This window comes from Leucobacter manosquensis (assembly GCF_018304845.1).
In the GTDB taxonomy this organism is placed as follows: Bacteria; Actinomycetota; Actinomycetes; order Actinomycetales; family Microbacteriaceae; genus Leucobacter; species Leucobacter alluvii.
The window spans coordinates 3,118,823-3,142,996 of the sequence record NZ_JAFEVO010000001.1; the positions used below are offsets into that span (position 1 = coordinate 3,118,823).

The 24,174-nt window shown below is 68.1% G+C and carries 20 protein-coding genes and 1 riboswitch; of the genes, 16 read left to right on the forward strand and 4 right to left on the reverse strand.

The window, feature by feature from the left end; all coding sequences use genetic code 11:
- Nucleotides 1-21 precede the first annotated feature (21 nt).
- The 5 genes from guaB to guaA all read left to right on the forward strand — a co-directional run bounded on the left by guaB (nucleotide 22) and on the right by guaA (nucleotide 5,820).
- A complete protein-coding gene (guaB, locus tag JSQ98_RS14600; RefSeq protein ID WP_211650305.1) occupies nucleotides 22-1,524 on the forward strand; it encodes an IMP dehydrogenase in 1,503 nt (500 codons plus the stop codon).
- Between the two features lie 158 nt (nucleotides 1,525-1,682).
- Nucleotides 1,683-2,804 (forward strand): GuaB3 family IMP dehydrogenase-related protein, encoded by a 1,122-nt coding sequence (locus JSQ98_RS14605; protein ID WP_211650306.1) that lies wholly within the window; start codon nucleotides 1,683-1,685, stop codon nucleotides 2,802-2,804.
- Nucleotides 2,805-2,814: 10 nt separating this feature from the next.
- Nucleotides 2,815-3,663 carry an SURF1 family cytochrome oxidase biogenesis protein gene (locus JSQ98_RS14610; RefSeq protein WP_346728804.1) on the forward strand — a complete coding sequence of 283 codons (849 nt, stop codon included), beginning with the start codon at nucleotides 2,815-2,817 and terminating at the stop codon, nucleotides 3,661-3,663.
- A 55-nt stretch (nucleotides 3,664-3,718) separates the two neighbouring features.
- The gene (locus JSQ98_RS14615; protein WP_211650308.1) at nucleotides 3,719-4,228 is read left to right on the forward strand and encodes a DUF3817 domain-containing protein; all 510 of its coding nucleotides are present in this window, start codon (nucleotides 3,719-3,721) and stop codon (nucleotides 4,226-4,228) included.
- Nucleotides 4,229-4,236: 8 nt separating this feature from the next.
- Nucleotides 4,237-5,820, forward strand: coding sequence for a glutamine-hydrolyzing GMP synthase (gene guaA, locus JSQ98_RS14620; RefSeq protein WP_283242081.1), 1,584 nt, complete (start codon nucleotides 4,237-4,239; stop codon nucleotides 5,818-5,820).
- Nucleotides 5,821-6,353: 533 nt separating this feature from the next.
- Here guaA and JSQ98_RS14625 read toward each other — a convergent pair.
- The gene (locus JSQ98_RS14625) at nucleotides 6,354-7,178 is read right to left on the reverse strand and encodes a Bax inhibitor-1/YccA family protein (RefSeq protein WP_090147165.1); all 825 of its coding nucleotides are present in this window, start codon (nucleotides 7,176-7,178) and stop codon (nucleotides 6,354-6,356) included.
- 124 nt (nucleotides 7,179-7,302) lie between these two features.
- On the opposite strand from JSQ98_RS14625, the gene JSQ98_RS14630 reads away from it, so the two are divergent.
- Nucleotides 7,303-8,349 (forward strand): glycerophosphodiester phosphodiesterase family protein, encoded by a 1,047-nt coding sequence (locus tag JSQ98_RS14630; protein ID WP_211650312.1) that lies wholly within the window; start codon nucleotides 7,303-7,305, stop codon nucleotides 8,347-8,349.
- 39 nt (nucleotides 8,350-8,388) lie between these two features.
- On the opposite strand, the gene JSQ98_RS14635 is transcribed toward JSQ98_RS14630, so the two are convergent.
- A complete protein-coding gene (locus JSQ98_RS14635; protein ID WP_234037095.1) occupies nucleotides 8,389-9,408 on the reverse strand; it encodes an asparaginase domain-containing protein in 1,020 nt (339 codons plus the stop codon).
- Nucleotides 9,409-9,497: 89 nt separating this feature from the next.
- On the opposite strand from JSQ98_RS14635, the gene JSQ98_RS14640 reads away from it, so the two are divergent.
- On the forward strand, nucleotides 9,498-12,068 hold the full coding sequence (locus JSQ98_RS14640; RefSeq protein ID WP_211650314.1) for an ATP-dependent helicase: 2,571 nt from the start codon (nucleotides 9,498-9,500) through the stop codon (nucleotides 12,066-12,068).
- A gap of 74 nt (nucleotides 12,069-12,142) precedes the next feature.
- Here the strand turns inward: JSQ98_RS14640 and JSQ98_RS14645 are convergent, their stop codons facing one another.
- A complete protein-coding gene (locus JSQ98_RS14645; protein ID WP_200329782.1) occupies nucleotides 12,143-12,784 on the reverse strand; it encodes a TetR family transcriptional regulator in 642 nt (213 codons plus the stop codon).
- A 230-nt stretch (nucleotides 12,785-13,014) separates the two neighbouring features.
- Between JSQ98_RS14645 and JSQ98_RS14650 the strand changes: the two genes are divergently transcribed.
- From JSQ98_RS14650 to JSQ98_RS14680, 7 genes are all read left to right on the forward strand, one after another.
- Nucleotides 13,015-13,974: a GGDEF domain-containing protein gene (locus tag JSQ98_RS14650; RefSeq protein ID WP_090147176.1), complete on the forward strand. Its 960-nt coding sequence runs from the start codon at nucleotides 13,015-13,017 to the stop codon at nucleotides 13,972-13,974.
- Between the two features lie 31 nt (nucleotides 13,975-14,005).
- The gene (locus JSQ98_RS14655) at nucleotides 14,006-15,001 is read left to right on the forward strand and encodes a GGDEF domain-containing protein (RefSeq protein ID WP_346728805.1); all 996 of its coding nucleotides are present in this window, start codon (nucleotides 14,006-14,008) and stop codon (nucleotides 14,999-15,001) included.
- 84 nt (nucleotides 15,002-15,085) lie between these two features.
- On the forward strand, nucleotides 15,086-16,252 hold the full coding sequence (gene sucC, locus JSQ98_RS14660; protein WP_200329776.1) for an ADP-forming succinate--CoA ligase subunit beta: 1,167 nt from the start codon (nucleotides 15,086-15,088) through the stop codon (nucleotides 16,250-16,252).
- A 30-nt stretch (nucleotides 16,253-16,282) separates the two neighbouring features.
- Nucleotides 16,283-17,185, forward strand: a complete 903-nt coding sequence (gene sucD / locus JSQ98_RS14665; protein WP_090147185.1) for a succinate--CoA ligase subunit alpha — start codon at nucleotides 16,283-16,285, stop codon at nucleotides 17,183-17,185.
- A 166-nt stretch (nucleotides 17,186-17,351) separates the two neighbouring features.
- Nucleotides 17,352-18,350 carry an aliphatic sulfonate ABC transporter substrate-binding protein gene (locus JSQ98_RS14670; RefSeq protein WP_211650316.1) on the forward strand — a complete coding sequence of 333 codons (999 nt, stop codon included), beginning with the start codon at nucleotides 17,352-17,354 and terminating at the stop codon, nucleotides 18,348-18,350.
- A gap of 9 nt (nucleotides 18,351-18,359) precedes the next feature.
- The gene (locus JSQ98_RS14675) at nucleotides 18,360-19,184 is read left to right on the forward strand and encodes an ABC transporter permease (RefSeq protein ID WP_211650317.1); all 825 of its coding nucleotides are present in this window, start codon (nucleotides 18,360-18,362) and stop codon (nucleotides 19,182-19,184) included.
- On the forward strand, nucleotides 19,181-19,951 hold the full coding sequence (locus JSQ98_RS14680) for an ABC transporter ATP-binding protein (protein ID WP_211650318.1): 771 nt from the start codon (nucleotides 19,181-19,183) through the stop codon (nucleotides 19,949-19,951). The genes JSQ98_RS14675 and JSQ98_RS14680 overlap by 4 nt, the downstream gene beginning before the upstream one ends.
- A 6-nt stretch (nucleotides 19,952-19,957) precedes the next feature.
- Here the strand turns inward: JSQ98_RS14680 and JSQ98_RS14685 are convergent, their stop codons facing one another.
- Nucleotides 19,958-20,947: an epimerase gene (locus JSQ98_RS14685; RefSeq protein ID WP_211650319.1), complete on the reverse strand. Its 990-nt coding sequence runs from the start codon at nucleotides 20,945-20,947 to the stop codon at nucleotides 19,958-19,960.
- A 100-nt stretch (nucleotides 20,948-21,047) separates the two neighbouring features.
- Here JSQ98_RS14685 and JSQ98_RS14690 point away from each other — a divergent pair, with 100 nt between their 5' ends.
- On the forward strand, nucleotides 21,048-22,943 hold the full coding sequence (locus JSQ98_RS14690) for a cell division protein PerM (protein WP_211650320.1): 1,896 nt from the start codon (nucleotides 21,048-21,050) through the stop codon (nucleotides 22,941-22,943).
- A gap of 6 nt (nucleotides 22,944-22,949) precedes the next feature.
- A riboswitch (TPP riboswitch) is annotated at nucleotides 22,950-23,058 on the forward strand.
- Complete coding sequence (locus JSQ98_RS14695; protein WP_211650322.1) at nucleotides 23,052-24,137, forward strand: thiamine ABC transporter substrate-binding protein; 1,086 nt, start codon at nucleotides 23,052-23,054, stop codon at nucleotides 24,135-24,137. It overlaps the preceding riboswitch by 7 nt.
- Nucleotides 24,138-24,174 lie beyond the last annotated feature (37 nt).

A 24,174-nucleotide genomic window follows, 5' to 3' on the forward strand; every position in this document is an offset into this window, starting at 1 on the left:
CACTACACAGATAGAGGTTCCATGGAACAGCGTGACCCCTTCGCGTTCACCGGTCTGACCTACGACGATGTGCTGCTGCTGCCCGCGCACACCGACGTCATCCCCAGCGAGGCGGACACCTCGACCCAGCTCACCCGGCGCATCCGGCTCCAGATCCCGTTGATCTCGGCGGCGATGGACACGGTGACGGAGACCCGCATGGCGGTCGCCATGGCACGCAACGGAGGTCTCGGCATCCTGCACCGCAATCTGTCGATCCAGGATCAGGCCGAGATGGTCGACCGGGTGAAGCGCAGCGAAGCCGGCATGATCACGAACCCCGTGACGACCTCCGTCGACGCTTCCGTGGCAGAAGTCGATGCGATCTGCGGTGAGTATCGCGTGTCGGGTCTCCCCGTCGTCGACTCCAACGATGTGCTGCTCGGCATCATCACGAACCGCGACATGCGATTCATCGATCCGAAGGACCGCTCCCAGGTGCGGGTCGAGGACGCGATGACGCGCATGCCACTCATCACCGGACCTCGCGGGATCTCCCGAGAAGACGCGGCGGCGATCTTCCGCAAGCACAAGATCGAGAAGCTCCCGCTCGTCGACGAAGAGGGTCGTCTCACTGGCCTCATCACGGTGAAGGACTTCGACAAGGAAGAGCAGTACCCGCTCGCCACCAAAGACGAAGCAGGTCGGCTGCGCGTCGGAGCCGCCGTCGGGTTCTTCGGAGACGCATGGAAGCGCGCGAGCGCCCTCGTCGAGGCCGGCGTCGATGTGCTCGTCGTCGACACCGCGAACGGTGACAGCAAGGGCGTGCTCGACATCATCGCGAAGATCAAGGCCGACCCGGCATTCGCTGCCGTCGACGTCATCGGCGGCAACGTCGCGACGTACGCGGGAGCCAAAGCCATCGTCGATGCCGGCGCAGACGCGGTGAAGGTCGGCGTCGGCCCCGGGTCGATCTGCACGACGCGCGTCATCGCGGGTGTCGGTGTGCCCCAGGTCACGGCAGTGTACGAAGCGGCGAAAGCCGCGACCCCTGCGGGTGTGCCCGTGATCGCCGATGGCGGTCTGCAGCACTCGGGCGACATCGCCAAGGCGCTCGTCGCCGGTGCGTCCTCGGTCATGATGGGCTCCCTGCTCGCCGGTACCGATGAGAGCCCCGGGGATCTGGTCTTCGTCGGCGGCAAGCAGTTCAAGAACTACCGCGGCATGGGATCGCTCGGCGCTCTCCAGACGCGCGGCGAGCGCACGTCGTACTCGAAGGACCGCTACTTCCAGGCGGACGTGCCGAGCGATGAGAAGCTCATTCCTGAAGGCATCGAAGGGCAGGTGCCCTACCGCGGACCGGTCGGAGCCGTCAGCCACCAGATGATCGGCGGCCTGCGTCAGTCGATGTTCTATGTCGGCGCCCGTTCGATCACCGACCTCAAGGAGCGCGGCAACTTCGTGCGCATCACGTCGGCGGGGCTGAAGGAGTCGCACCCGCACGACGTGCAGATGGTCGTTGAAGCGCCGAATTACAAGCGCTGAGACGTGCACGTCGAAGGGCCCGGGTCGGTTTCGATCCGGGCCCTTCTGCGTGTGCAGGGCGCGTCTCGGTCGCAGAATGCACCTCGCCCGGCTCCGGCAGCAGGCAGACGCGGCCCGCGCGCTCGGCATGCTCAGCCGCCGCCAGATAGACTGGGCGGGTGAGTAACGAGATCGAGATCGGCCGCGGTAAGCGTGCACGGCGCGTGTACACCTTCGACGAGATCGGCATCGTGCCGACGCGGCGCACCCGCGACCCGGAGCTCGTCTCGACCGCGTGGTCGATCGATGCCTTCCAATTCGACATCCCGGTGCTCGGCGCTCCGATGGACTCCGTCATGTCTCCCGCCGCGGCCATCGCGCTCGGCGAGCTCGGCGGTCTCGGCGTCCTCAACCTCGAGGGTCTGTGGACGCGTCACGATGATCCCGAGCCGCTCCTCGCGGAACTCGCGACCATCGACGACGAACTCGCGGCGGTGGCGCGGATGCGCGAGCTGTACGCGGCTCCGATCCAAGCAGAGCTCATCACCGCGCGGCTCGGCGAGATCCGCGACGCCGGAGTCACGGTCGCCGGTGCGCTGTCACCGCACCGCACGGCTCAATTCACGGAGACCGTCGTGAACGCTGGCGTCGACCTCTTCGTGATCCGCGGGAACACCGTCTCGGCGGAGCACGTCTCGCAGGAGGGCCGCGAACCCCTCAACCTGAAGCAGTTCATCTACGAGCTCGACGTTCCCGTCATCGTGGGAGGGGCCGCGACGTACCAGTCGGCGCTGCACCTCATGCGCACCGGTGCGGCCGGCGTGCTCGTCGGCTTCGGCGGGGGAGCGTCGTCGACGACGCGCGCCACACTGGGCATTCGCGCACCGATGGCGAGCGCGATCGCCGATGTCGCCGGTGCGCGCTCCGACTACCTCGACGAGTCGGGCGGCCGCTACGTGCACGTCATCGCCGACGGCGGCCTCGGCACCTCCGGAGATCTGATCAAGGCGATCGCCTGCGGCGCCGATGCGGTGATGCTGGGGAGCACGCTCGCGAAGGCGTCTGACGCACCCGGTCGCGGATGGCACTGGGGCCAGGAGGCGCACCACGAGGACCTCCCGCGCGGCAAGCGGGTGCAGGTCGGTTCGGTCGCGCCGCTCGCCCAGATCGTGAACGGCCCGGCGAACGTGGCCGACGGCAGTGCGAACCTGATCGGCGCACTGCGCCGCGCGATGGCGACGACCGGGTATTCGGAGCTCAAGGAGTTCCAGCGCGTCGGCGTCGTCTACGCCGAGCGCTAAGCCCCGCACCGTGTCATCGCGCAAGCTGGAATACCTGGGTGAGCCGACGCTCGCCCAGGTGATGCGTCGGCCGAGCTGGATCCTCGCCCTCCTGCTGGCGCTCGGCGTCGCCGTCGCGTTCGCAGCGCTCGCGCAGTGGCAGGCGGGCATCGCCGTCCAGTCGCAGCAGCAGGACCAGGTGGACACCGAGTCGGAACGGCCGCTCGCGAGCGTGACCTCCTTCGAGCAGGGGGTCACCGACGCCGCAGCAGGCGTCGTCGTGCATCTCGACGGGACGTTCGTCGCTGACGACTTCTCCGTCGTGTCACCGCGCGAGAACGGTGGTGCGAGAGGGGCGTGGGTCGTCGGCAACCTGGTGACGGACGGGCCCGACGCGGAGCCGGGCGCGCACCTCGCCGTCGCCGTGGGGTGGGCTCCTTCCATTGCAGAGGCCGAGCGGGCCGCCGATGCGCTCGCCGACGGCGACCAGACGGCAGAGACCCTCGAACTCACGGGCAGGTACATGCCACCCGAAGCGCCCCGAGTGCCCGACGCGGACGAAGACCCGATGACGATGCACGCCATGGTGCCCGCCGCGCTCGCGAACCTCTGGGGCTCCGTGGACGGGCCTGTCTACTCCGGCTACCTTGTTCTGCACGACGATGCAGGATCAGCCGCCGTCCTCGACGACGCGGCGCTCGAGGCGATCGATTCCGTCGCTCCGCTGCCGGCCGACGCCGTGAACTGGCTGAACGTGTTCTACGCCATCGAATGGCTCGTGTTCGGCGGCTTCGCCGTATTCTTCTGGTATCGCCTCGCGAGAGACGCGTGGGAGAAGGAGCACGAGATGCTCCTGCTCGAAGCGGAAACCACCCCCTGATCCTCCCACGGCACCTCGGTCATCGGTGTCGTTCGCCCGCCGTAGAATGGAAGCCATGCAGCTGCAGCCCAAGCCCGCCGACTACCCCCGTATTCGCAAAGCCCTGAGTTTCTACAAGGTGACCTCGGTGGTCACGGGCGTCATGCTGCTGATGCTCTGCGCCGTCATGGTGATGAAGTACGCGTTCAACGTGCAGCTGTACCTCTTCACCGAAGACGGCTTCGCGCACTTCTACGAGCTCGCGCCCGAAGGCCTCGAATCCGACTTCCAGGCGAGCGGATTCGACCTGTTCAAGGCGATCCTCATCGCGCACGGCTGGTTCTACGTGGTCTACCTCATCTCCGACTTCCTGCTGTGGAGCCCGATGCGCTGGGGCTTCATGCGGTTCCTCCTCATCGCGCTCGGCGGAGTCATCCCGTTCATGTCGTTCTTCCTCGAAGCCCGCATCGTTCGCGAGGTCAACGGCTTCCTCGATTCTCGCGAGAGCGCGCACGCGCCCGACACTTCACACCCGACCGCTGCGGCATCGTCCGCCACCACCTCGAAAGGCTCACTGGAGCGATAATGGCGACACTGTCAGAACAGCCGGAGACGGATCACCGTCCGGTTCTCGTAGTCGATTTCGGCGCGCAGTACGCGCAGCTCATCGCGCGACGCGTGCGCGAAGCCGGCGTCTACTCCGAGCTCGTGCCCCACACCATCACCGCTGCGGACGTGCAGGCGCGCAACCCGCTCGGCATCGTGCTCTCGGGCGGTCCTTCGTCGGTGTACGAGGAAGGCGCCCCCGCATTCGACGCGAGCGTCTTCGATCTCGGCATTCCGGTGCTCGGGATCTGCTACGGCTTCCAGGTGATGGCCCGCGCTCTCGGCGGCACCGTCGGCAACACCGGCGACCGCGAGTACGGCGCGACTGATGCGCACGTCGTCGGTGACGGCGGGACGCTTCTCGGCGGGCAGCCGAATGCTCAGAACGTCTGGATGAGTCACGGAGACGCGGTTCAGGCGGCGCCCGAAGGATTCGAGGTGCTCGCGAAGACCGCGGTGACGCCCGTCGCCGCGTTCGGTTCCGCCGAGCGCAAGCTGTACGGCGTGCAGTGGCACCCCGAGGTGAAGCACTCGGACCACGGGCAGCAGATCCTCGAGAACTTCCTGCACCACGTCGCCGGGATCGCGCCAGACTGGAACGCCGGCAATGTGATCGCCGAGCAGGTCGCGCGCATACGCGAACAGGTCGGCAGCGCCCGCGTGATCTCCGCGCTGTCGGGCGGCGTCGACTCGGCTGTGTCGACGGCGTTGGTCCACGAGGCGATCGGCGACCAGCTCACAGCCGTGTTCGTCGATCACGGGCTGCTCCGCAAGGGTGAGCGCGAGCAGGTCGAGAAGGACTACGTCGAATCCACGGGCGTGCGTCTCGTCACCGTCGAAGCCGCTGACACCTTCCTCGGCCACCTCGCGGGCGTGACGGATCCGGAGCAGAAGCGAAAGATCATCGGCCGCGAGTTCATTCGCGCGTTCGAGCAGGTGCAGCTCGACCTCGTCGCTGAGGCCAAAGCGGAGGGCGAGCCCATCAAGTTCCTCGTGCAGGGAACGCTCTACCCCGACGTGGTCGAGTCGGGCGGAGGATCGGGCACCGCGAACATCAAGTCGCACCACAACGTCGGCGGCCTGCCCGAGGACCTGGACTTCGAGCTGATCGAACCCCTCCGTGCGCTGTTCAAGGACGAGGTGCGCGCGATCGGCCGCGAACTCGGCATCCCCGAAGCCATCGTCGGGCGCCAGCCGTTCCCGGGGCCCGGCCTCGGCATCCGGATTGTCGGCGAGGTGACGCGGGAGCGCCTCGAGGTGCTTCGCGAGGCTGACGCGATCGCGCGAGAAGAGCTCACGATCGCCGGCCTCGACAACACGATCTGGCAGTGCCCCGTGGTACTGCTCGCCGACGTGCGCTCCGTGGGGGTGCAGGGGGACGGCCGCACCTACGGACATCCCATCGTGCTGCGCCCGGTCTCGTCAGAGGACGCAATGACCGCGGACTGGACGCGCGTGCCGTACGACGTGCTGGCGCGCATCTCGAACCGCATCACCAATCAGGTCCCAGAGGTCAACCGGGTGGTGCTCGATGTCACGTCGAAGCCGCCGGGAACCATCGAGTGGGAGTAGCAGAACAGCCCGGCTTCGGCCGGGCTTTTCTGTTGCTCGCGCGAGTGGAAGTGCGCAGGGTGGCACTCGATCGCCGGCGATCGAGTGGGAGTAGCAGAACAGCCCGGCTTCGGCCGGGCTTTTCTGTTGCTCGCGCGAGTGGAAGTGCTCGCGCGAGTGGAAGTGCTCGCGCGAGTGGAAGTGCGCAGGGTGGCACTCGATCGCCGGCGATCGAGTGGCGGCGACCGATGCTCGGGGGGCTGCGTGGGGTGAGCAGGGTCGCGACAGGGGCGCGAGAGCGCAGTTCGGCACCGCGCTCTGTCCGGCGTGCGCACGAACTGCGCTCTCGCGCGAGTGAGGACGGCCGGAAATGCCGGAAGGGCCCAGACTCTGAAGGTCGAATGCCGGAGAGGCGCGAAGATGGGAATGCCGGAGGCCAGGAAGGCCGAGCGCAGCCCCTCCCGGCCCCGGCGCCCCCAACGCCAAGATAGACGAACGGGCCCGGCGCCGAAGCGCCGAGCCCGTTCGTGTGACGTGCGTATCGAAGAACCCGGTCAGTCGCCGCGCAGGATCGCGAGGATGCGCAGGATCTCCACGTACAGCCAGATCAGCGTGACCATCAGACCGAATGCGGCCGACCATGCCCACTTCTCGGGGACGCGATTCTTGACGCCGTTCTGAATGAGCTCGAAGTCCATGACCAGCGAGTAAGAGGCGAGCAGTACGGCGAGCGCGCCGATCGCGACGCCCAGCGGGCCGCTGCGCATGCCCCAGGGGTCCTGGTTCACGCCGGTGAGCATGAGCACGACGTTGACGAGGGAGAACGCGAGGTACCCGAAGATCGCGACCATGAAGATCTTGTTCATCTTCGGGCTGGTGCGCACCTTGCCGTTGCGGAACAGGATCAGGACCGTCGCGAAGACGGCCAGGGTGCCGATGATCGCCTGCGAGACGATACCCGACCACTGCGATTCGAAGATGCCCGAGATGCCCCCGAGGAAGACGCCCTGGAAGACCGCGTACAAGACGATGAGCGGCACGCTCGGCTGCTTCTTGAACGAGTTCACGAGACCGAGAACGAGGCCGATGATCGCGGCCGGGAGTGCGAGAGCCGGCATGAACCATCCGACGGCACCGAAGGCGAGCACGATGACGAAGAGCATGACGGTCTTCGAGATCGTGTTCTCGTACGTCATCGGCTTGTCGGATGGTGCGACCGGGGGATGCTGGATGCCCCCGTACGACGCCTCCGCCGCGGGAGTGTCGACACCCGGACGCTGGGTCTGCGCAGCGGGCTGTTCGTAGATGCGGCGCAACTCATCGGCGGTAAGTGTCTTACCGTTGAGTGCCGGGTTGTTGCTGAGAGCCGGGTTGCTCATGCGTCAGGATCCTTTCCAGGCGTATGGGTCTGATTCAGTGTATCGAGTCGGCGCTTCGGATCGGCTGTGACTCTTGGACGCCGTTCACCGAGGGCGCAACGGTCGCCTGCCCTAGGCTGAAGCCATGGTCAGCCTGGAACGCCGCCCGCTCATCATCGGCCACCGCGGAGCGTCGGGGTACCGCCCCGAGCACACGGCGTCGGCCTATCGTCTCGCGTGCGAGATGGGCGCGGATCTCGTGGAGCCCGACATCGTCGCGACGCGTGATGGCGTGCTCGTCGTGCGGCACGAGAACGAGATCTCTGGCACCACCGATGTCGCTGATCGCCTCGAGTTCGCCGACCGCCGCACGACCAAGACGGTCGACGGTGAACGGCTGACCGGGTGGTTCACCGAGGACTTCACCTGGGACGAGCTCGCCGTGCTCGGAAGTCGCGAGCGCCTTCCGCAGGTGCGCCCGGACAACACGGTGTTCGACGGCGCCGAGGGGATCCTGCGCCTGCGCGACGTGCTCGCGATCGTCGATGCGCACAGTGCTGAGTCCGGCCGTGACATCGGCGTGGTGGTCGAGGTGAAGCACGCGCGCTTCTATGAGGATCGCGGGATCGATCTCGCAGAGATGCTGTGCGCGGAGCTCGCTGCGTGCGGCTGGGCGGATCGCGCAGACGTGCTGGTGATCGAGTCGTTCGAACTGGGCGTGCTCGATCGTTTGCGTGCTGCGGAGGTGCAGGCCGCCTTCGTGTTCCTCGCGGAGCGTTTCGGGTCTCCGGCCGACGAACCGGTCGGAGAGGCGCCGCCGCGCAGTTATGCGTGGTATCGGAGCGACGCGGGGCTCGACCTCCTCGCGGGTCGGGTCGACGGCATCAGCGTAGCGAAGGCGAATCTGCTGCGCGTCGGCGTGCTCGGCCAGGCTCTCGGGCCGACCAATCTGGTCGAGCGAGCGCACGCGAGGGGGCTCCGGGTGTTCACCTGGACGCTGCGTCCGGAGAACCGCTTCTTGAACCGGGCCTTCCGCAGTCATGCTCAGCGCACGGGGGAGGAACCGGAGGCCACGGCGCAGTGGGGCGACTGGCTCGCCGAGTTCTCGATGATTGCGAGCTCGGGTGTCGACGGCGTGTTCGTCGACCACCCCGATCTCGGCGTCGCCATGCGCGACGGCGCGGTGGCCTGAGACGTGCGCAGCGTGCTGGCCTGAGCCGCGCGTGACAGTTCAGGCGGGCGTGCTCGTCCGCTCGCCCACGAGATTCTGCAGCATGAGGGCGCGCAGCTCGGCATCACTGTGGCGGCGGTCGAGGAGGAAGCCGAGCTTTCCCGCAGCCGCTTCGAGCGTCATGTCGCCGCCGTCGATGACGCCGGCCGCGGCGAGCTCACGGCCGACGGCGTAGCGGTTGAGGTCGACGCCGCCCGTCGTGCACTGCGTCACCGCGACGATGGGCATTGCCGCGCAGAGCTCTCGGAGGGTGCCGAGCATGCCGGGGCGAGCCATCGGGCCGTTGCCGCTGCCATAGCACTCCAGCACGAGGCCCTGCGGGCGTCCGCCCACCGAAGCGCGCAGATCATCGGAGGTCACGGCGGGAACGAATCGAAACGCGAGTACGCGCGATGGCGCGCTCGGCACTGCGGATCCGGCGTCGACGGGCGGTGGTGCTGGCACGCCGGCGGCGCCCGCGGCGAGGGGAAGCTCTGCGCGGAACGCTGCGAGCGCGACGCTGTCGTGCTTGGTAGCCCGCACAGCCGGGAGCAGGTCGCCGCCGAACGCAATGGCGGCCGGTGAACCGGGCGCGGCCTTCACCGCAGCGCGGATGGCGAGCGTGAGATTGCCGATCGCATCGCTGCCCTCCTCGCCGTGGGCCAGCTGGCTGCCGGTGACGACCACCGGCACGCCGAGATCGCCGAGCTCGAACGCGAGCCGGGCCGCTGTGTACGCGAGGGTGTCGGTGCCGTGGGTGATGACCACGCCGCGGGGGCGCTGAGTGCGTACGCGGGCGCGCACCGCGCGCGCGATCTTCGGAGCGGTATCGGCGTCGGCGTTCGCGCTGTCGATCGCGGGGGAGAGATGGTTGACGCGGGCTTCGACGCCGAGCGGGAGGCAGATGCGCGCGACGAGGTCTTCGAGGATCTCGGGGAACTCGGGATCGGGCGCGAGGCCGCTGTCGGTGCGACGCATGCCGATCGTTCCACCGGTGGCGAAGACGAGCACGGACGGGCGCCGAGTGGCGGAGGATGACATAACTCCTATTCTGCGGGATCGGAGGGCGTTGGCCGTGCGCCGAGCCAGCGAGGCCGAATGTCGGAGGCGCCTCGTAGACTGGGGGCACGATGAGCGACTTCGAACTTCTCGACCCTTCAGGTCTCCCGGTCGGCGGCGGAACCGGCGCGAACGGCACGGCCGACGACCCCCTGGTCGACGGTCTCAACCCCGCGCAGGCGCGAGCGGTGACGACTCGCGGACCCGCGTTGCTCATCGTCGCGGGAGCAGGCTCGGGCAAGACCCGGGTGCTGACGCATCGCATCGCGCATCTCATTCGCGAGCGCGAGGCATGGCCGAGCCAGATCCTCGCCATCACGTTCACGAACAAGGCCGCGGCCGAGATGCGGGAGCGCATCGAGGGGCTGCTCGGAGACGCATCGCAGGGCATGTGGGTCTCGACCTTCCACTCGGCGTGCGTGCGCATCCTGCGTCGCGAGGCTGAGCGCTTCGGCTATGTGTCCGGCTTCACGATCTACGATTCCGCCGATTCCCGTGCGCTGCTGAAGCGCATCATCAAGGAGCTCGACGCCGACACGTACGGCTTCACTCCGGCGAACTCGGGTTCGAAGATCTCGAAACTCAAGAATGAGCTGGTCGACGCCGCGACGCACGCGGCGACGATGAACGAGAACGACCCTCGCGAGCGGCTGTTCGTCGAGATCTTCAGAATGTACGAGCAGGAGCTGAAGCGTGCGAACGCGTTCGACTTCGACGACCTCATCGGGCAGACCGTGCACCTGTTCCGTTCGCACCCCGATGTCGCGGCGATCTATCAGCGCCGCTTCCGTCACATTCTCGTCGACGAGTATCAGGACACGAATCACGCGCAGTATTCGCTGATCCGCGAGCTCACGCGGCCCATCGAACCGGAAGAGGTCGAGCGCCTCGTGCCGCCGGCGCGCGAGCGCGAGCTCGACGCCTCCGGCCGCATCCCCGCCGCGAGCCTGACAGTCGTCGGCGACTCCGATCAGTCGATCTACGCGTTCCGCGGCGCCGACATTCGCAACATCGTCGAGTTCGAGCGCGATTTCTCCGGCGCCGAGGTCGTGAAACTCGAGCAGAACTACCGCTCGACGCAGAACATCCTGTCAGCGGCGAATGCCGTGATCGGCAACAACTTCGACCGCCAGGAGAAGCGGCTGTGGACGTCGGAGGGCGACGGCGAGCGAATCGTCGGCTTCACCGGGTACTCGCAGCACGATGAAGCACGCTTCGTCGCGGAGGAGATCGAGGACCTGCACCGCGCGGGCGTCGCCTACAGCGACATCGCCGTCTTCTACCGCACGAACTCCCAGACGCGCGCCCTCGAAGAGCTGCTGATCCGATCCGCCATTCCCTACCGCGTGCTCGGCGGCACGAAGTTCTACGAGCGCGCCGAGGTGAAAGACGCGATGGCGTACCTCACGAGCATTGCGAACCCGTACGACCCCATCGCGTGGTCGCGCCTCCTCGGCGCTCCGAAGCGCGGGGTCGGCGCGATGGCGGAGGCCCATCTCGCGAACTTCCAGGAAGCCAACGGCCTGTCGTTCCACGAAGCAATGCTGCGAGCGGAGGAGGTCACGGCGATCGGCCCGAAGATCCGCGCGACCGTCCGCGGATTGGGCGAGATGCTCGTGCGGGCATCACGGATGGCCGCCGGTGGCGGTGCGACCGACGTCGCGGGTGAAGACGCCGCCCCAGCCCCCGTCGGCGACGTGATGAAGCTGGTGCTCGACGAGACCGACATGATCGAGAAGCTGCGGGCGAAGCGCGACCCGCAAGACGATGCCCGCGCTGAGAACCTCGAGGAACTCCTCGCCGTGGCGCGCGAGTTCGACGTGAAGCAACCAGGCGCGGGTCTGCTCGCATTCCTGACCGAGGTGAGTCTCGTCGCCGCCGCCGACGACCTCGACGACTCGAGCGGCACCGTGTCGCTGATGACGATGCACACGGCAAAGGGCCTCGAGTTCGCAGCCGTCTTCATCACGGGAGTCGAAGAAGGACTCCTCCCGCACCAGATGTCTGTCGATGAGATCGGCGGCATCAACGAGGAACGCCGATTGATGTACGTCGGCATCACGCGAGCGCGCGAGCGTCTGTACCTCACACTCGCCTCGACCCGTGCGACGTTCGGCGACGTCTCCGTCGCGATGCCGTCGCGGTTCCTGCAGGAGATCCCCGAAGGGCTCATCGACTGGCGGCAGTCGCCGGGCGAGGTGACCGGACGGGGTGGGACCGCTTCGCGCGCGCTGAACGCGCCCCGCTCACCGGGTTCGAATGGATCCTGGTCGCGCACCCGTACGGACTCCGCAGTGTCGTTCTCCGGAGGCGGAGGAGGCTCTGGATCGGCCGCAGTCAGCGAGCCCGCGAGCGGGAACATGCAATCCGCGCTCGACAAGTGGCGCGAACGGAAGCGACTTGCGAAGGAGGCTCAAGCGAGCGGGGGTGGCTTCCCGAACCTCGTCGGCGGTTCGGTGAGAGACAACGGCGACCTCGAGCTCGCAACAGGAGACCGCATTCGGCACGACGAGTACGGCGACGGCAGGGTCACGGGAATCTCGGGCTCCGGAACGAAGCGCATCGCCCACGTGGTATTCGACACCGTCGGAGAGCGCAAGCTGCTCGTGAAGCTCGCACCGATCGAGAAAGTCGTCGAATAAGTAGGCGCCGCTCGTCGAATACCTGGGCGACGCACGTTGGAACGCTGCGGCGCGAGGGAACGCGGCGCCTACGCCTACGCCGCGTTCGCGCCGAGCAGTCGGCGGAAGTCGGCCGCGATGCGCAAGAAGTCCGACTCGTCGGCGCTCACGTCGCCGCTTCCCGCCGTCCACTCGGCCATCTGCGCCGTCATCGCGCCATGCACGAGCGCGAGGGCCAGCGCCGACTCCCGCTGCGGTGAGTCCAGCTTCGCGTGCTCCGGGTGCGCCCGAAGCCACGCCACCGCGACCGCGTCGAGCTGGTAGCCCGATTCCAGAATCGAGATCATCATCAAACGCCCGGCCTCGTACTGCTCGGCGACGAGACGGCCTCGATCCCGCGCAATGTCGGCATTGACGCTGCGGTGGCCGATGGCCGCGAAGAGCAGACGGAAGAGACCCAGCGGAAGATCATCCGGCGTGCTGTCGAGCACGGCGAACGCGGCTTCGCCGTCCGGGATGTCGATCGCTCGCCCGACGATCGCATCGTCTCGGGACGGGAAGTAGTTGAAGAAGGTGCTCCGAGAGATATCGGCGCGTTCGCAAATGGCATCGACCGTGACGTGCTCGACGCCGAGCTCTAGGGCGAGCTGCACCGCCGATGACTCGATGGCGTTCTCGGTGCGCCGGCGCTTGCGTGCTCGCAGGCCCTCGGGGCGGGCCTCCTCCGTAGTGCTCACGTGACTTCTCTCCCGCCGCGCCGACTCGAATACCCGCCCCGGAGCGGGGAGGCCGGCGGCCGCAGCGCGATCGAGTGTATTCTTCATCGCTGAGAGAACGGAAGATGTACGGCGAATGTTGCGTCGAACCGAGAATCTCGCCATATGCCCGGATCGCGGAAGTGTGTACCCTATACCCGGACGGCTGGGGAAGACGGGGGATGCGCACCGCATCGAAGGGAGGGCGGAGTATGCCCTCGGCGACGGCATTCCTCCGCAGACACGACGCGCATTCGTGGTACATCACCTTCGCCGCGGTGCTCATGTCGCTCACGCTCGCGGTCGACCTGCTCTTCCCCGACTACATCGAGCATCGCGCGCTGAACTGGGCGCTGCTCGTCATCACCCTGACCAGTGCCGTGACGGCGCTCTTCCTGGGACGGCGCCTCCCGCGGTGGGTGGGCATCGTCGCCGTCTTCATCTTCCTGGTGGCCCAGGCCTACTTCCTGAGCCTCGCCGACGACCCGCAAACGGTGATCTCCGCGCTGCAGCAGCTGCCCATCGTCGCCTTCTACCTCGGCTGGTTCGTGCGGCCGCGTCTCGCCCTGCCGCTGATCGCGCTGTGCATGGCAGTGTTCGGGATGGTCATGGTCTCCAACCCGCTCTTCAACCCCGAGGGACGCATCGGCGCCCCCGTGGCGGTGCACGGTCTGCTGAGTCTGCTCTTCTGCTACATCGCAGGCAACTATCTCTGGCGTCGAGCGAAACGCGTCGACGCCACCGATGCGCTCACCGGAGCTCTCCACCGGGCCCCGTTCTTCGAGCGGGCAGCGGTCAGGCTGCGACGCCGCACCACTCCGATGTCGCTGCTGGCCATCGACTTCGACGGCTTCAAGCAGGTCAACGACGCGCACGGTCACGCCGCCGGCGACCGGGCCCTCGAAACGACCGTGAGCGCATGGAGGAGCGAACTGCGCAGCAGCGACGTCATCGGTCGGCTCGGCGGCGACGAGTTCGCGATCCTCCTCCCCGATACGGATCGCGCGGAAACGAGTGCCATCGTCGAGCGTTTGCAGGCCGCGTCCACGCACCCGTGGTCGTGGGGTGCGAGCGAGTACGCCGCCGGCGACGACCTCGCCGCACTCCTGCAGCGCGCCGACGCGGCACTGTACGCGCAGAAGCGGCTGAAGCGGCAGGTGCCGCATGGATAGCCGCCGGCCCCGCGTAAGCGCGAGAGCTGTCGTGCGCGACGCGTGGGAGCGCTTCGACCGCAGGCAGACGCCGTTCTCGTACATGAGCGCAGCCGTCCCGCTGCTGCTCGCAACCGTCTTCGTCTTCGATCTCCTCCTGCCCCACCCGCACCTCAACCGATCTGCAGTCTCGCTGTGGCTCACCTTCTACATCGTGGCCACCGTGCTGCCGCTGGTGCTCGGGCGCCGGTACCCGCTCTGGGCCGGGCTCGTCATGTTCGCCGGCATCGAGTCGTTGTCGACCTACTTCCTCCTCGCCTCGATCCATGTGCACGCCGAGATCAACGCTCTCCTCGAGCTTCCGCTCATCGCGCTGTACATCGGGTGGTTCTCCCCTGCGCTGCTCGGTCGCGCCCTCATCGGGCTCGGTGTCGTGCGCCTCCTGTTCATCCTGCACCTCAACCCCGACCTCGGAAACGGCGTATCCGACCCCAGGATGATGGTCGGCTACGCGATCCTCGTCGCGCTGTTCTGCTTCGAAGGGGCGAGAACCGTGCAGCGTCAATTGCGCAAGGAGGCGCGACTCGATTCCCTCACCGGGGCGCTGAATCGTCGCGGGCTGCAGCAACTCGCCGGGGTCGTGCGGCGCCGAGCGGCCCGCAGCGGCGAACCCGTCACCGTCGCCATGCTCGACTTCGACGATTTCAAGGGTGTGAACGATGCCGGTGGCCATCTGGCCGGCGATACCGCGCTCTCGGCGAGCGTGGACGCGTGGAACGAGCTGGTGGGCCGCCGCGGCACCACCGCGCGTCGAGGCGGGCTCGTCGCGCGGCTGGGCGGGGACGAGTTCGCGCTGGTCTTCCGCGGTGACGCAGCCGCAGTGGAGGAGCAGCTCGGGAGGCTTCGGACGGACTCCGATTTCTCATGGTCGTGGGGGATCGCGACGGCCCGCGCGGGCGAACCGCTCGACGCGGTGCTCGCGCGGGCGGACGCCGAGCTGTATCGCGCGAAGCCGGGAGGCGGTCGAGGGACGCCCATCACGCGATGATAGGCTGAGCACCGGTCGAGTTACCTCGACATCGAGACATTTTTCTGCCTCGGATCACCCCGACTCCCAAGCAAAGGACAGTACGTGGATCTGTACGAGTACCAGGCACGAGATCTATTCGAACGATACGAGGTGCCGGTACTGGCCGGCATCGTCGCCGACACCCCGGAAGAGGTGCGCGCGGCTGCCGAGAAGCTCGGCGGCGTCGTCGTCGTGAAGGCGCAGGTGAAGACCGGAGGCCGCGGCAAGGCCGGCGGCGTGAAGGTCGCGAAGACCCCCGATGAGGCGTTCGAGGCGGCGCAGTCGATTCTCGGACTCGACATCAAGGGACACGTCGTCGAGCGCGTCATGGTGGCCGCGGGCGCTGACATCGCGCAGGAGTTCTACTTCTCCGTGCTGCTCGATCGTGCCAACCGCTCGTACCTGTCGCTCGCCTCGGTCGAGGGCGGCGTCGAGATCGAACTGCTCGCGGTGGAGAAGCCCGAAGCGCTCGCGCGCATCGCCGTCGACCCGATCGTGGGCATCGACGCTGCGAAGGCGGAGGAGATCGCCCGGGCGGCGAAGTTCCCCGAGGAGCTCATCCCGAAGGTGGTTCCCGTCTTCCAGAAGCTCTACGAGGTGTACGTCGGCGAAGACGCCACGCTCGTCGAGGTGAACCCGCTCGTGCTCACCGGCGCCGGCGACGTCATCGCCCTCGACGGCAAGGTATCCCTCGACGAGAACGCCGACTTCCGTCAGCCGCAGCACGCTGAGCTCGCCGACAAGTCGACCGAGGATCCGCTCGAGGCGAAGGCCAAGGCGCAGGACCTGAACTACGTGAAGCTCGACGGCGAGGTCGGGGTCATCGGCAACGGCGCCGGGCTCGTCATGTCGACGCTCGACGTCGTCGCCTACGCGGGCGAGAACCACGGCGGCGTGAAGCCCGCCAACTTCCTCGACATCGGCGGCGGCGCGTCTGCAGAGGTCATGGCGGCGGGACTCGACGTGATCCTCGGCGATCCGCAGGTGAAGTCGGTGTTCGTCAACGTATTCGGCGGAATCACCGCCTGCGATGCGGTCGCCAACGGCATCGTCGGCGCGCTGAAGAAGCTCGGCGACGCCGCCAACAAGCCGCTCGTCGTGCGTCTCGACGGCAACAACGTCGAAGAGGGCCGCGCGATTCTCAACGAGGCTGCCCACCCGCTCGTGACGCAGGCCGCCACGATGGACGAGGGCGCCGACAAGGCCGCCGAACTCGCGAACGCCCGCTGAGCCGAGACGAAAGACTGTAGGAGAACCACCATGTCGATCTTCCTGAACAAGGATTCCAAGGTCATCGTCCAGGGCATCACCGGCGGCGAGGGCACCAAGCACACCGCGCGCATGCTCGCCGCCGGGACGAACGTCGTCGGGGGAGTGAATGCCCGCAAGGCCGGCACCACTGTCTCGCACGTCGACGCCGACGGCGCAACCGTCGAGCTTCCCGTCTTCGCCTCGGTCGCCGAGGCGATGGAGGCCACCGGGGCGAACGTATCGGTGGCGTTCGTGCCGCCGGCGTTCACCAAGGACGCCGCCATCGAGGCCATCGACGCCCGAATCGGCCTGCTCGTCATCATCACTGAGGGCGTGCCGGTGAAGGACTCGGCCGAGCTGTGGGCGCACGCCCAGGCGACCGGCAACGAGACGCGCATCATCGGCCCGAACTGCCCCGGCATCATCACCCCGGGCGAGGCGCTCGCAGGCATCACGCCGGCCACGATCACCGGCAAGGGCCCGATCGGGCTCGTCTCGAAGTCGGGAACACTGACGTACCAGATGATGTACGAGCTGCGCGACCTGGGCTTCTCGACGGCTATCGGCATCGGCGGGGACCCGGTGATCGGTACGACGCACATCGACGCGCTCGCCGCGTTCGAGGCCGACCCCGAAACCCGCGCCATCGTGATGATCGGCGAGATCGGCGGCGACGCCGAGGAGCGCGCCGCCGACTACATCAAGGCGAACGTGACGAAGCCCGTCGTCGGCTATGTCGCCGGGTTCACGGCTCCCGAGGGGAAGACGATGGGTCACGCAGGTGCGATCGTCTCCGGTTCGGCCGGAACGGCGCAGGCGAAGAAGGAGGCCCTCGAGGCTGCAGGCGTGAAGGTGGGCAAGACGCCGACTGAAACAGCGAACCTGCTGCGAGAGGCGTTCAACGCACTGTAAGCACCGGCGCATCTCTGCCAGAGCGGGGCGGTCTCCTTCGGGAGGCCGCCCCGCTCGCGTTCGGAACGGGACGAATCCGCGCAGTCTCCCGTAAACTGGAGAGGTTGTGCGCGAAGTCGCGCCTCCGCGCGCCCCCCTTCGGCCGCGCCACTTCGAAAGGACCGCCGTGACCCGCCTCACCCGCACGCTCTCCCTCACCGCCGCCGCAACGGCAGCGATCGCACTCGCGCTCACGGGCTGCTCGACGCAGTCGGGCGGCTCGTCCGACGAAGCGTCCGGCGAGGCGCTGCGCATGGGCACGCAGCCCTGGCTCGGATACGGGCAGTGGTACGTCGCCGAGGACCAGGGCTTCTTCGAGGACCGCGGAGTCGACGTGCAGCTGTCGAGCTTCAACGCCGACTCCGACGTGAACGCCGCGCTCGCCGCCGATCGGCTCGACATGGCGAACGTGGGCGCTCAGGCCGCACTGCAGTTCATCGAGGAGGGCGTGGACGTCTCGATCGTGCTCATGCTCGACTCGGCCACCGAAGCCGACGCGATCCTGAGCACTTCGGGCATCGATGATGTGGCGGGACTCAAGGGCAAGACGGTGGCGTTCGAGAAGGGCGCCACGAGCGAGATCCTGATCGCCGAAGCGCTCGAGGAGGCCGGCCTCGACTTCGACGACATCGAGGTCGTCGAGTCGTCTGCTGACAAGGTGACGCCCATGCTGCTCGCCGGCCGCGTGGACGCCGGGGTGACGTACGAGCCGTACATCAGCGAGGCGCTCGGCTCGGACGCCGGAGCCGAAGCAGTGGTGACCGCCGGAGAGTTCCCCGGACTCATCACGGACGTGCTGGTCGTGCGCAACGACGTGCTCGACGAGCGTCCGGACGAGGTGCGCGAGGTGCTCGCCGCGTGGGACGATTCCGTCGCGTACTACGAGAGCGACACCGAGGCCGCGCAGGGCATCATCGCCGCAGGGGTGGGCTCCGACCCTGCCGATCTTGAAACCGCCTTCGCCGGCGTGCACTACTACTCGCTCGCCGAGAACCGCGATCAGCTCTCGGGCGACTACGCCGACGAGACGCTGCCGGCTCTCGCCGAGGTGGCGCAGCGCATCGGGTTGATCTCGGGCGATGTCGAGGCGACGAGCGCGATCCGCGCCGAGTTCCTCGGGGAGTAGCCGGCAATCATGGCGGGACCCGTGAACACCGTTCCGGCGCTGCGGCGTCGGCGTGCGCGCATCGGACGACCGATCGGGCGCCCGGCGTACCTCGCGATCGCGAGTACGACGTTCGTGCTGCTCATCGCCGTGTGGTGGGCGGCCGGCGCGACGGGTCTCGCGGACCCGATGTTCCTTCCTGGCCCTGGCGCGGTGCTCGAGGCTCTGGGCCGGCAGGTTGCGAACGGCGAGCTGTGGAGCGACGTCGGGGTCAGCTCCTTCCGCATTCTCATGGGCTTCGTGATCGCGACCGTCATGGCGATCCCGATCGGCACGCTCATGGGTGTGAACGCCCGGGTGGAAGCCGCGCTCGAGCCGCTCATGGATTTCATCCGGTACATGCCGGTCGTCGCATTCGTTCCACTCACGATCGTCTGGGTCGGCATCGACGAGAATCAGAAGTTCTTGATCATCTGGATGGGCACCTTCTTCCAGCAGGTGCTCATGGTGGCCGACGCGGTGCGGCGCACCCCGCGGACGCTGGTGAGTCTGGGGGAGACCCTCGGGCTGAGCTGGGGGCAACTGCTGGTGCGGATCGTCGTGCCCTCGGCGATGCCGCGCATCTGGGACGCGCTGAGAATCACGCTCGGGTGGGCCTGGACCTGGCTCGTCGTCGCAGAGCTCGTCGCCGCTTCAAGTGGCATGGGCTACCGCATCACGGTGGCGCAGCGATTCTTCGAGACCGACCTGATCATCGGGTACGTGTTCGTCCTCGGTGTGCTCGGGCTGATTCTCGATCAGGCCATGCGCGCGGCCGGTCGGCGCATGTTCGCGTATCAGGAGGGTCGCCCATGAGCGCTCAGCACCCCGCGTCGCCGAAACTGCGGGCGGCCGGCATCGTGAAGCGGTTCGGGAGCGTCACGGCCCTGGAGGGCGTTGACCTCGAGGTCGGAACGAACGAATTCGTCTCGATCGTCGGCGCTTCCGGCTGCGGCAAGTCGACGCTGCTGTCGCTCATCGCCGGTCTGGAGGAACCGACCTCCGGCACGCTCGAGGTGGACGGTGCTCCGATCACGGGGCCGGGCAGAGACCGCGGTGTGGTCTTCCAGCACGCGACGCTCATGCCGTGGCTGACGGTGCAGCAGAACGTCGAATTCGCGTTGCGCGGCGAGCGGGGCCTCTCCCGGGCCGATCGGGCGGATCGGGCTCGGGAATTCCTGGGCCTCGTTGGCCTCGACGGCTTCGAACGCGCACGGCCGGTCGAGCTCTCGGGCGGCATGCAGCAGCGCGTCGCACTTGCGCGCTCGCTGAGCTACGGACCGGAGATCCTGCTCATGGACGAGCCGTTCGGGGCGCTCGACGCTCTCACGCGCCGCACCATGCAAGAACTGCTGCTCGAGGTGTGGGAACGGCACCGCATCACCGTGCTCCTCGTGACCCACGACATCGGTGAAGCCGTAGTGACGAGCGATCGCGTCATCGTGATGAGTCCGCGTCCGGGCCGTGTGCAGCAGATCGTCGACGTGCCGATCGCGCGGCCGCGCACCCTGGCGTCCGAGCGCACCGTCGAGTTCCAGGATCTGCAAGACCGCATCCTCGGGCTGATCCACGGCGCCGAATAGCAGCGGTCACCTGCGATACGCCGCACGCAGCGCGGGCTCGAGCTCGGGGTACTGGAACGCGAACCCCGACCGGCTCAATCGTTCGGGCAGCACCCACCGGCTCTTGAGCACGAGTTCCGTCTCGGTGCGGATCACGATCGCACCGACCTCCTGCACCCAGCGGGGCAGCGGCGGGCCGATCGCGACCCCGAGTACGCTGCGCGCCGTGCGCATGAAGGTGCGGTTGTCGACCGGGTTCGGTGCGCTCAGGTTCACGGCGCCGTCGAGCTCTGGATGCTGCTCCAGGAAATCGAGGGCCCGCGCGGCGTCCTCGATATGGATCCAGCTGAACATCTGAGAACCGCCGCGTGCAGCGAACCGGTGCGCAGTGCCCGCGAGCCGACGAGCCCGGGTCACCGGCCAGCGGCCGTCGAGTTGCGATCCGCCCATACCGAGGCGAGCCAAAGCGCGAATCGTCGGAAGCACCCCACCGGAGCCGAGCACGATCGCGGTGCGCAGTGCGACGCGACGCGTGCGGGGCAGTGCATCGCGCATCAGCGCCGCTTCCCACGCCTGCGCGACGCCGACCGAGAAGCCCGAACCGATCTCGCCGCCGGCCTCGGTCATGGGGCGGTCATCGGCGTGCCGGTAGATGGTCGCCGTGGAAGCGTTCAACCAGACCGGCGGAGGGTCGGCGGCCGAAGCGACGGCCCGCGAGAGCCGTTGCGTGGTGACGACGCGGGATCGCATGATCTCGGCGCGGTTCGCAGCCGTGTAGCGGCAGTTCACGCTCTTGCCCGCCAGGCCGACGAGGAGCGACGCGCCGTCCACGGCGTCGCGGAGTGCAGCGGCGTCGTTCCAGCTGATGTTCGAACCGGACCGACCCACCGTGATGACGTCGCGCCCGGCATCTCGGTACCGGTCCGCGAGATATCGGCCCATGAAGCCGCCCGCTCCGGTGATCACGACCCGCCCCTGCGGTGCGTCGGCCGAGCGTTGGAGCGGAGCGTGCGGCATGAGTGCCCGGCCTTCCCGTGCGCGATTCGAGAGCTGACCCCTCACCCTACGGCAGTGGGACCAGGGAATCCGGGGCGCCGCTCGGAGTAAGATTCTGGCAATGAGATCTTTGGTGACCGCGGTGATCGCCGCAATCGAGGCGGTCGCCGTGGCGCTCGCCGGAATCGCCGTCGTCGCGGTTCCCGCAGTGCTGGTCTGGGTCATCACCTTCGGCCTCGCGGCCGAACCCGCGTCGGTCGCGGCCGACGTGACGGGCATCTGGCTGCTGGCGCACTTCGTGCCGCTGCACTTCTCGCTGTCAGCGGAGACGGCGCTCGGCCTGGGGCTCGCGCCGGAAGCGCTCAGCTTCACCCTGTCGCTCGTTCCTCTCGGCATCACGCTCATCTCGGTGCTGCTGGCGCTGCGCGCGGGATGGCGGTTCGCCGGCCGTGGCGGGGTCGGCGCCATGGGCGTGCTCGGCGGCGCAGTCGGATTCGGGGCCGTCGCCCTCGCCGCAGCGGCACTCGCCGCGCCCCTGATCGAAGGCTCAGCGGTCCAGGCAGCGCTCAGCGCCGCCGCCGTGTACGGTGCCGCATCGTGCGCGGCGTTCCTGGTGCGTGCCGGGCGCGACGGGCACCCGTGGTGGGAGTCGGGCGTGAGGATCGCGTTGCGCGGGCTCGAATACCTGGGGGTCCGGTTCGGAGCAGCATTGCCGAGCCGTGCGGCCGAGATGTTTCGTCTCGCGGCGGCAGCGTTCGCGCTGATGCTCGGTATCGCCGCGCTGGGCTTCGCCGTCGCTGTGGCGGTCGGCTATGCCGATGTCACGGCGCTGGCGCAGAGTCTGCAGCTCGATCCCATCGGGTCGCTCACATTGTTCCTCGCGCAACTGGCGCTCGTGCCGCTGGCGATCGTGTGGAGCCTCGCGTGGATGTCGGGAGCCGGCTTCGAGATCGGCGCCGGAAGCTCGGTCACCCCATTCGAAACGCTGCTCGGCCCGCTCCCAGCCTTGCCCATGCTCGGCGTGCTTCCCGACGGTTGGGGTGAGCGCGGGGCGCTGGCCCCGGGAGTACTGGTCATCGCCGCGCTCGCTCTCGGCGTGCTCTTCGCGCGCCGACCCGGGATGCGCCGGGCCTCGTGGCCGGCCGCCGTGTCGATCACGGTGCTGGCCGCGGTGCTGTCAGGACTCTCCGTCGCCGGCCTGAGCGCCCTTGCGCGCGGGTCGATGGGGCCGGATCGCCTCGCGTCGAACGGCCCCGACCCCTGGCTCACAGGGGGGCTCATCGCGCTCGAGGTGGGCGGGGGCTTGCTCATCGGCGTCATCGCGGGACGCTTCGACGCGGCGAAGTTCCGCGCCGCGCTGCCATCCGTCGTTCCCGCAGCGGTTGCGTCGGGCGGTCTGCTGCCTGGCCGAGCAGCAGCCGCAGACCCTGCTCCCGGTGCCGGCGTCGGTGCCGGTGCCGACGCCGGTGGCGACAGCGACGACGTCGACTTCGAGACGGCGGTCGACGAGGCACTCGTCCTGGCCGCGGATCGAGATGCCGCCAGAGGACGGCGCGCTGTCGAAGACGCGACCGCCGACATGCACGAGATCGACGCGATGCGTACCGCAGGTGACGAAACCGACGCGTTCGACACTGCGGCCTTCGACGCCGAAGCATTCGGCACTGAGCCGACCCGTGCCGAGGCGAGCGACGGTCAAGGGTTCGGCACCGAGACGTTCGACACCGAGACGTTCGACACGGAGGCCTTCGACACGGAGGCGTTCGATACCGAGGCGATCGTGCAGGCCGAACCGCTGCGTCCCGGCTCCGACGAGCCGACGGCTGAAGATGCCTCGGACGAGGGCGAGGCGGAGTCACGACCCGACGCCCGTCGCGATTCCGACGAGCTGATCGACGAGGCGACACTCGTGCAGGCCTATTCGTGGGACGCGGAGGCGACGCCCAGCGACGACGCGGCGGAGGAGCCGAAGCCCGAACGTCGATCGGGTTGGCGGTGGCCGGGGCGAGGGCACTAGGGTAAGAGGGCAATCCACGGGAGTCCCGGCGCGCGGGGCTGAGAGGGAGCACGCGAGCTCCGACCGTTCACCTGATCTGGTTCATGCCAGCGGAGGAAGGACGCCTCAATGACGCCTACGCCCAATTCTCATCGTGTGCGGCACCGCGCACTGCCCGCGCTCGCGCTCGGCGCACTGCTCTGCCTCGGAGCGAGCGGATGCGCGAGCGGTGCGGAGCAAGCGCCGGATACGAAGACGGTGACGCTCGCCGTCCACGACTCGTTCCCGAACGATGATTTCGCTGCGGCCGCCAGGGCAGCGACCGGGTACGACATACAGGTCGTCTCAGCCGGCGACGGGGGAGAGCTCACGAACAAGCTCGTACTCACCCAGGGTGCGCCCATCGCCGATGCGTTCTTCGGCGTCGACAACATCTTCGCCTCGCGTCTCATCGACAACGACGTGGTCGCCGACTACGCTCCAGCGCAGCTGCCCGAGGGCGCTGAGCAGTTCGCCGTCGACGGCGATCCGGGTTCCGGCCTCGTCGCCGTGGACCATGGCGCGACCTGCATCAATATCGACACCGCCTGGTTCGCGGATCAGGGGATCCCGGAGCCGCGATCCTACGACGACCTGGCGAAGCCGGAGTATCGCGATCTCACCGTGCTGCTCGACCCGACCGCTTCGTCGACGGGGGCCTCGTTCCTCGTCGGCACCGTCGCCGAATTCGGGGAGGACGGCTTCGCGGACTACTGGCAGCGGCTCGTCGACAATGGAGCGCGCATCGAGCAGGGCTGGAGCGACGCGTATTACGGTCAGTTCACCCAGGGCGGCGAAGCGGGTACGCGGCCGATCGTGGTCTCCTACGCTTCGTCTCCGGCCTTTACGGTCGACGAGGCTGGCACGGCGTCGAGCACTGCCGCGCTGCTCGACACGTGCACGCGGCAGGTCGAGTACGCAGGGGTGCTGAGGGGTGCTCAGAACGAGGCCGGCGCCGAGGCCGTGGTCGACTATCTCGTGTCGCAGGAGTTCCAGCAGACCATTCCGGACGCGATGTACATGAACCCCGTCGATGCGGCTGTGGAACTGCCCTCGGCATGGACGGAATTCGCGCCGTCGCCCGCGCCGGGGCAGACGCACGACCTCAGCTCCCGCGAGATCGAGTCGGGTCGCGAGGACTGGCTCAAAGCCCTGAGCGAGCAGATCGGCCTCTGATCATCCGCCCGACTGGCCGAGGCGCCCCACGTGCCGC

Bases quoted from the DNA above. Each gene is read 5' to 3' on its own strand.
- guaB (WP_211650305.1), top strand. From the start codon at position 22: ATGGAACAGCGTGACCCCTTCGCGTTCACCGGTCTGACCTACGACGAT.
- JSQ98_RS14615 (WP_211650308.1), top strand. From the start codon at position 3,719: ATGCAGCTGCAGCCCAAGCCCGCCGACTACCCCCGTATTCGCAAAGCC.
- JSQ98_RS14625 (WP_090147165.1), bottom strand. From the start codon at position 7,178: ATGAGCAACCCGGCTCTCAGCAACAACCCGGCACTCAACGGTAAGACA.
- JSQ98_RS14630 (WP_211650312.1), top strand. From the start codon at position 7,303: ATGGTCAGCCTGGAACGCCGCCCGCTCATCATCGGCCACCGCGGAGCG.
- JSQ98_RS14635 (WP_234037095.1), bottom strand. From the start codon at position 9,408: ATGTCATCCTCCGCCACTCGGCGCCCGTCCGTGCTCGTCTTCGCCACC.
- JSQ98_RS14640 (WP_211650314.1), top strand. From the start codon at position 9,498: ATGAGCGACTTCGAACTTCTCGACCCTTCAGGTCTCCCGGTCGGCGGC.
- JSQ98_RS14650 (WP_090147176.1), top strand. From the start codon at position 13,015: ATGCCCTCGGCGACGGCATTCCTCCGCAGACACGACGCGCATTCGTGG.
- sucD (WP_090147185.1), top strand. From the start codon at position 16,283: ATGTCGATCTTCCTGAACAAGGATTCCAAGGTCATCGTCCAGGGCATC.
- JSQ98_RS14675 (WP_211650317.1), top strand. From the start codon at position 18,360: ATGGCGGGACCCGTGAACACCGTTCCGGCGCTGCGGCGTCGGCGTGCG.
- JSQ98_RS14680 (WP_211650318.1), top strand. From the start codon at position 19,181: ATGAGCGCTCAGCACCCCGCGTCGCCGAAACTGCGGGCGGCCGGCATC.
- JSQ98_RS14685 (WP_211650319.1), bottom strand. From the start codon at position 20,947: ATGCCGCACGCTCCGCTCCAACGCTCGGCCGACGCACCGCAGGGGCGG.
- JSQ98_RS14690 (WP_211650320.1), top strand. From the start codon at position 21,048: ATGAGATCTTTGGTGACCGCGGTGATCGCCGCAATCGAGGCGGTCGCC.
- JSQ98_RS14695 (WP_211650322.1), top strand. From the start codon at position 23,052: ATGACGCCTACGCCCAATTCTCATCGTGTGCGGCACCGCGCACTGCCC.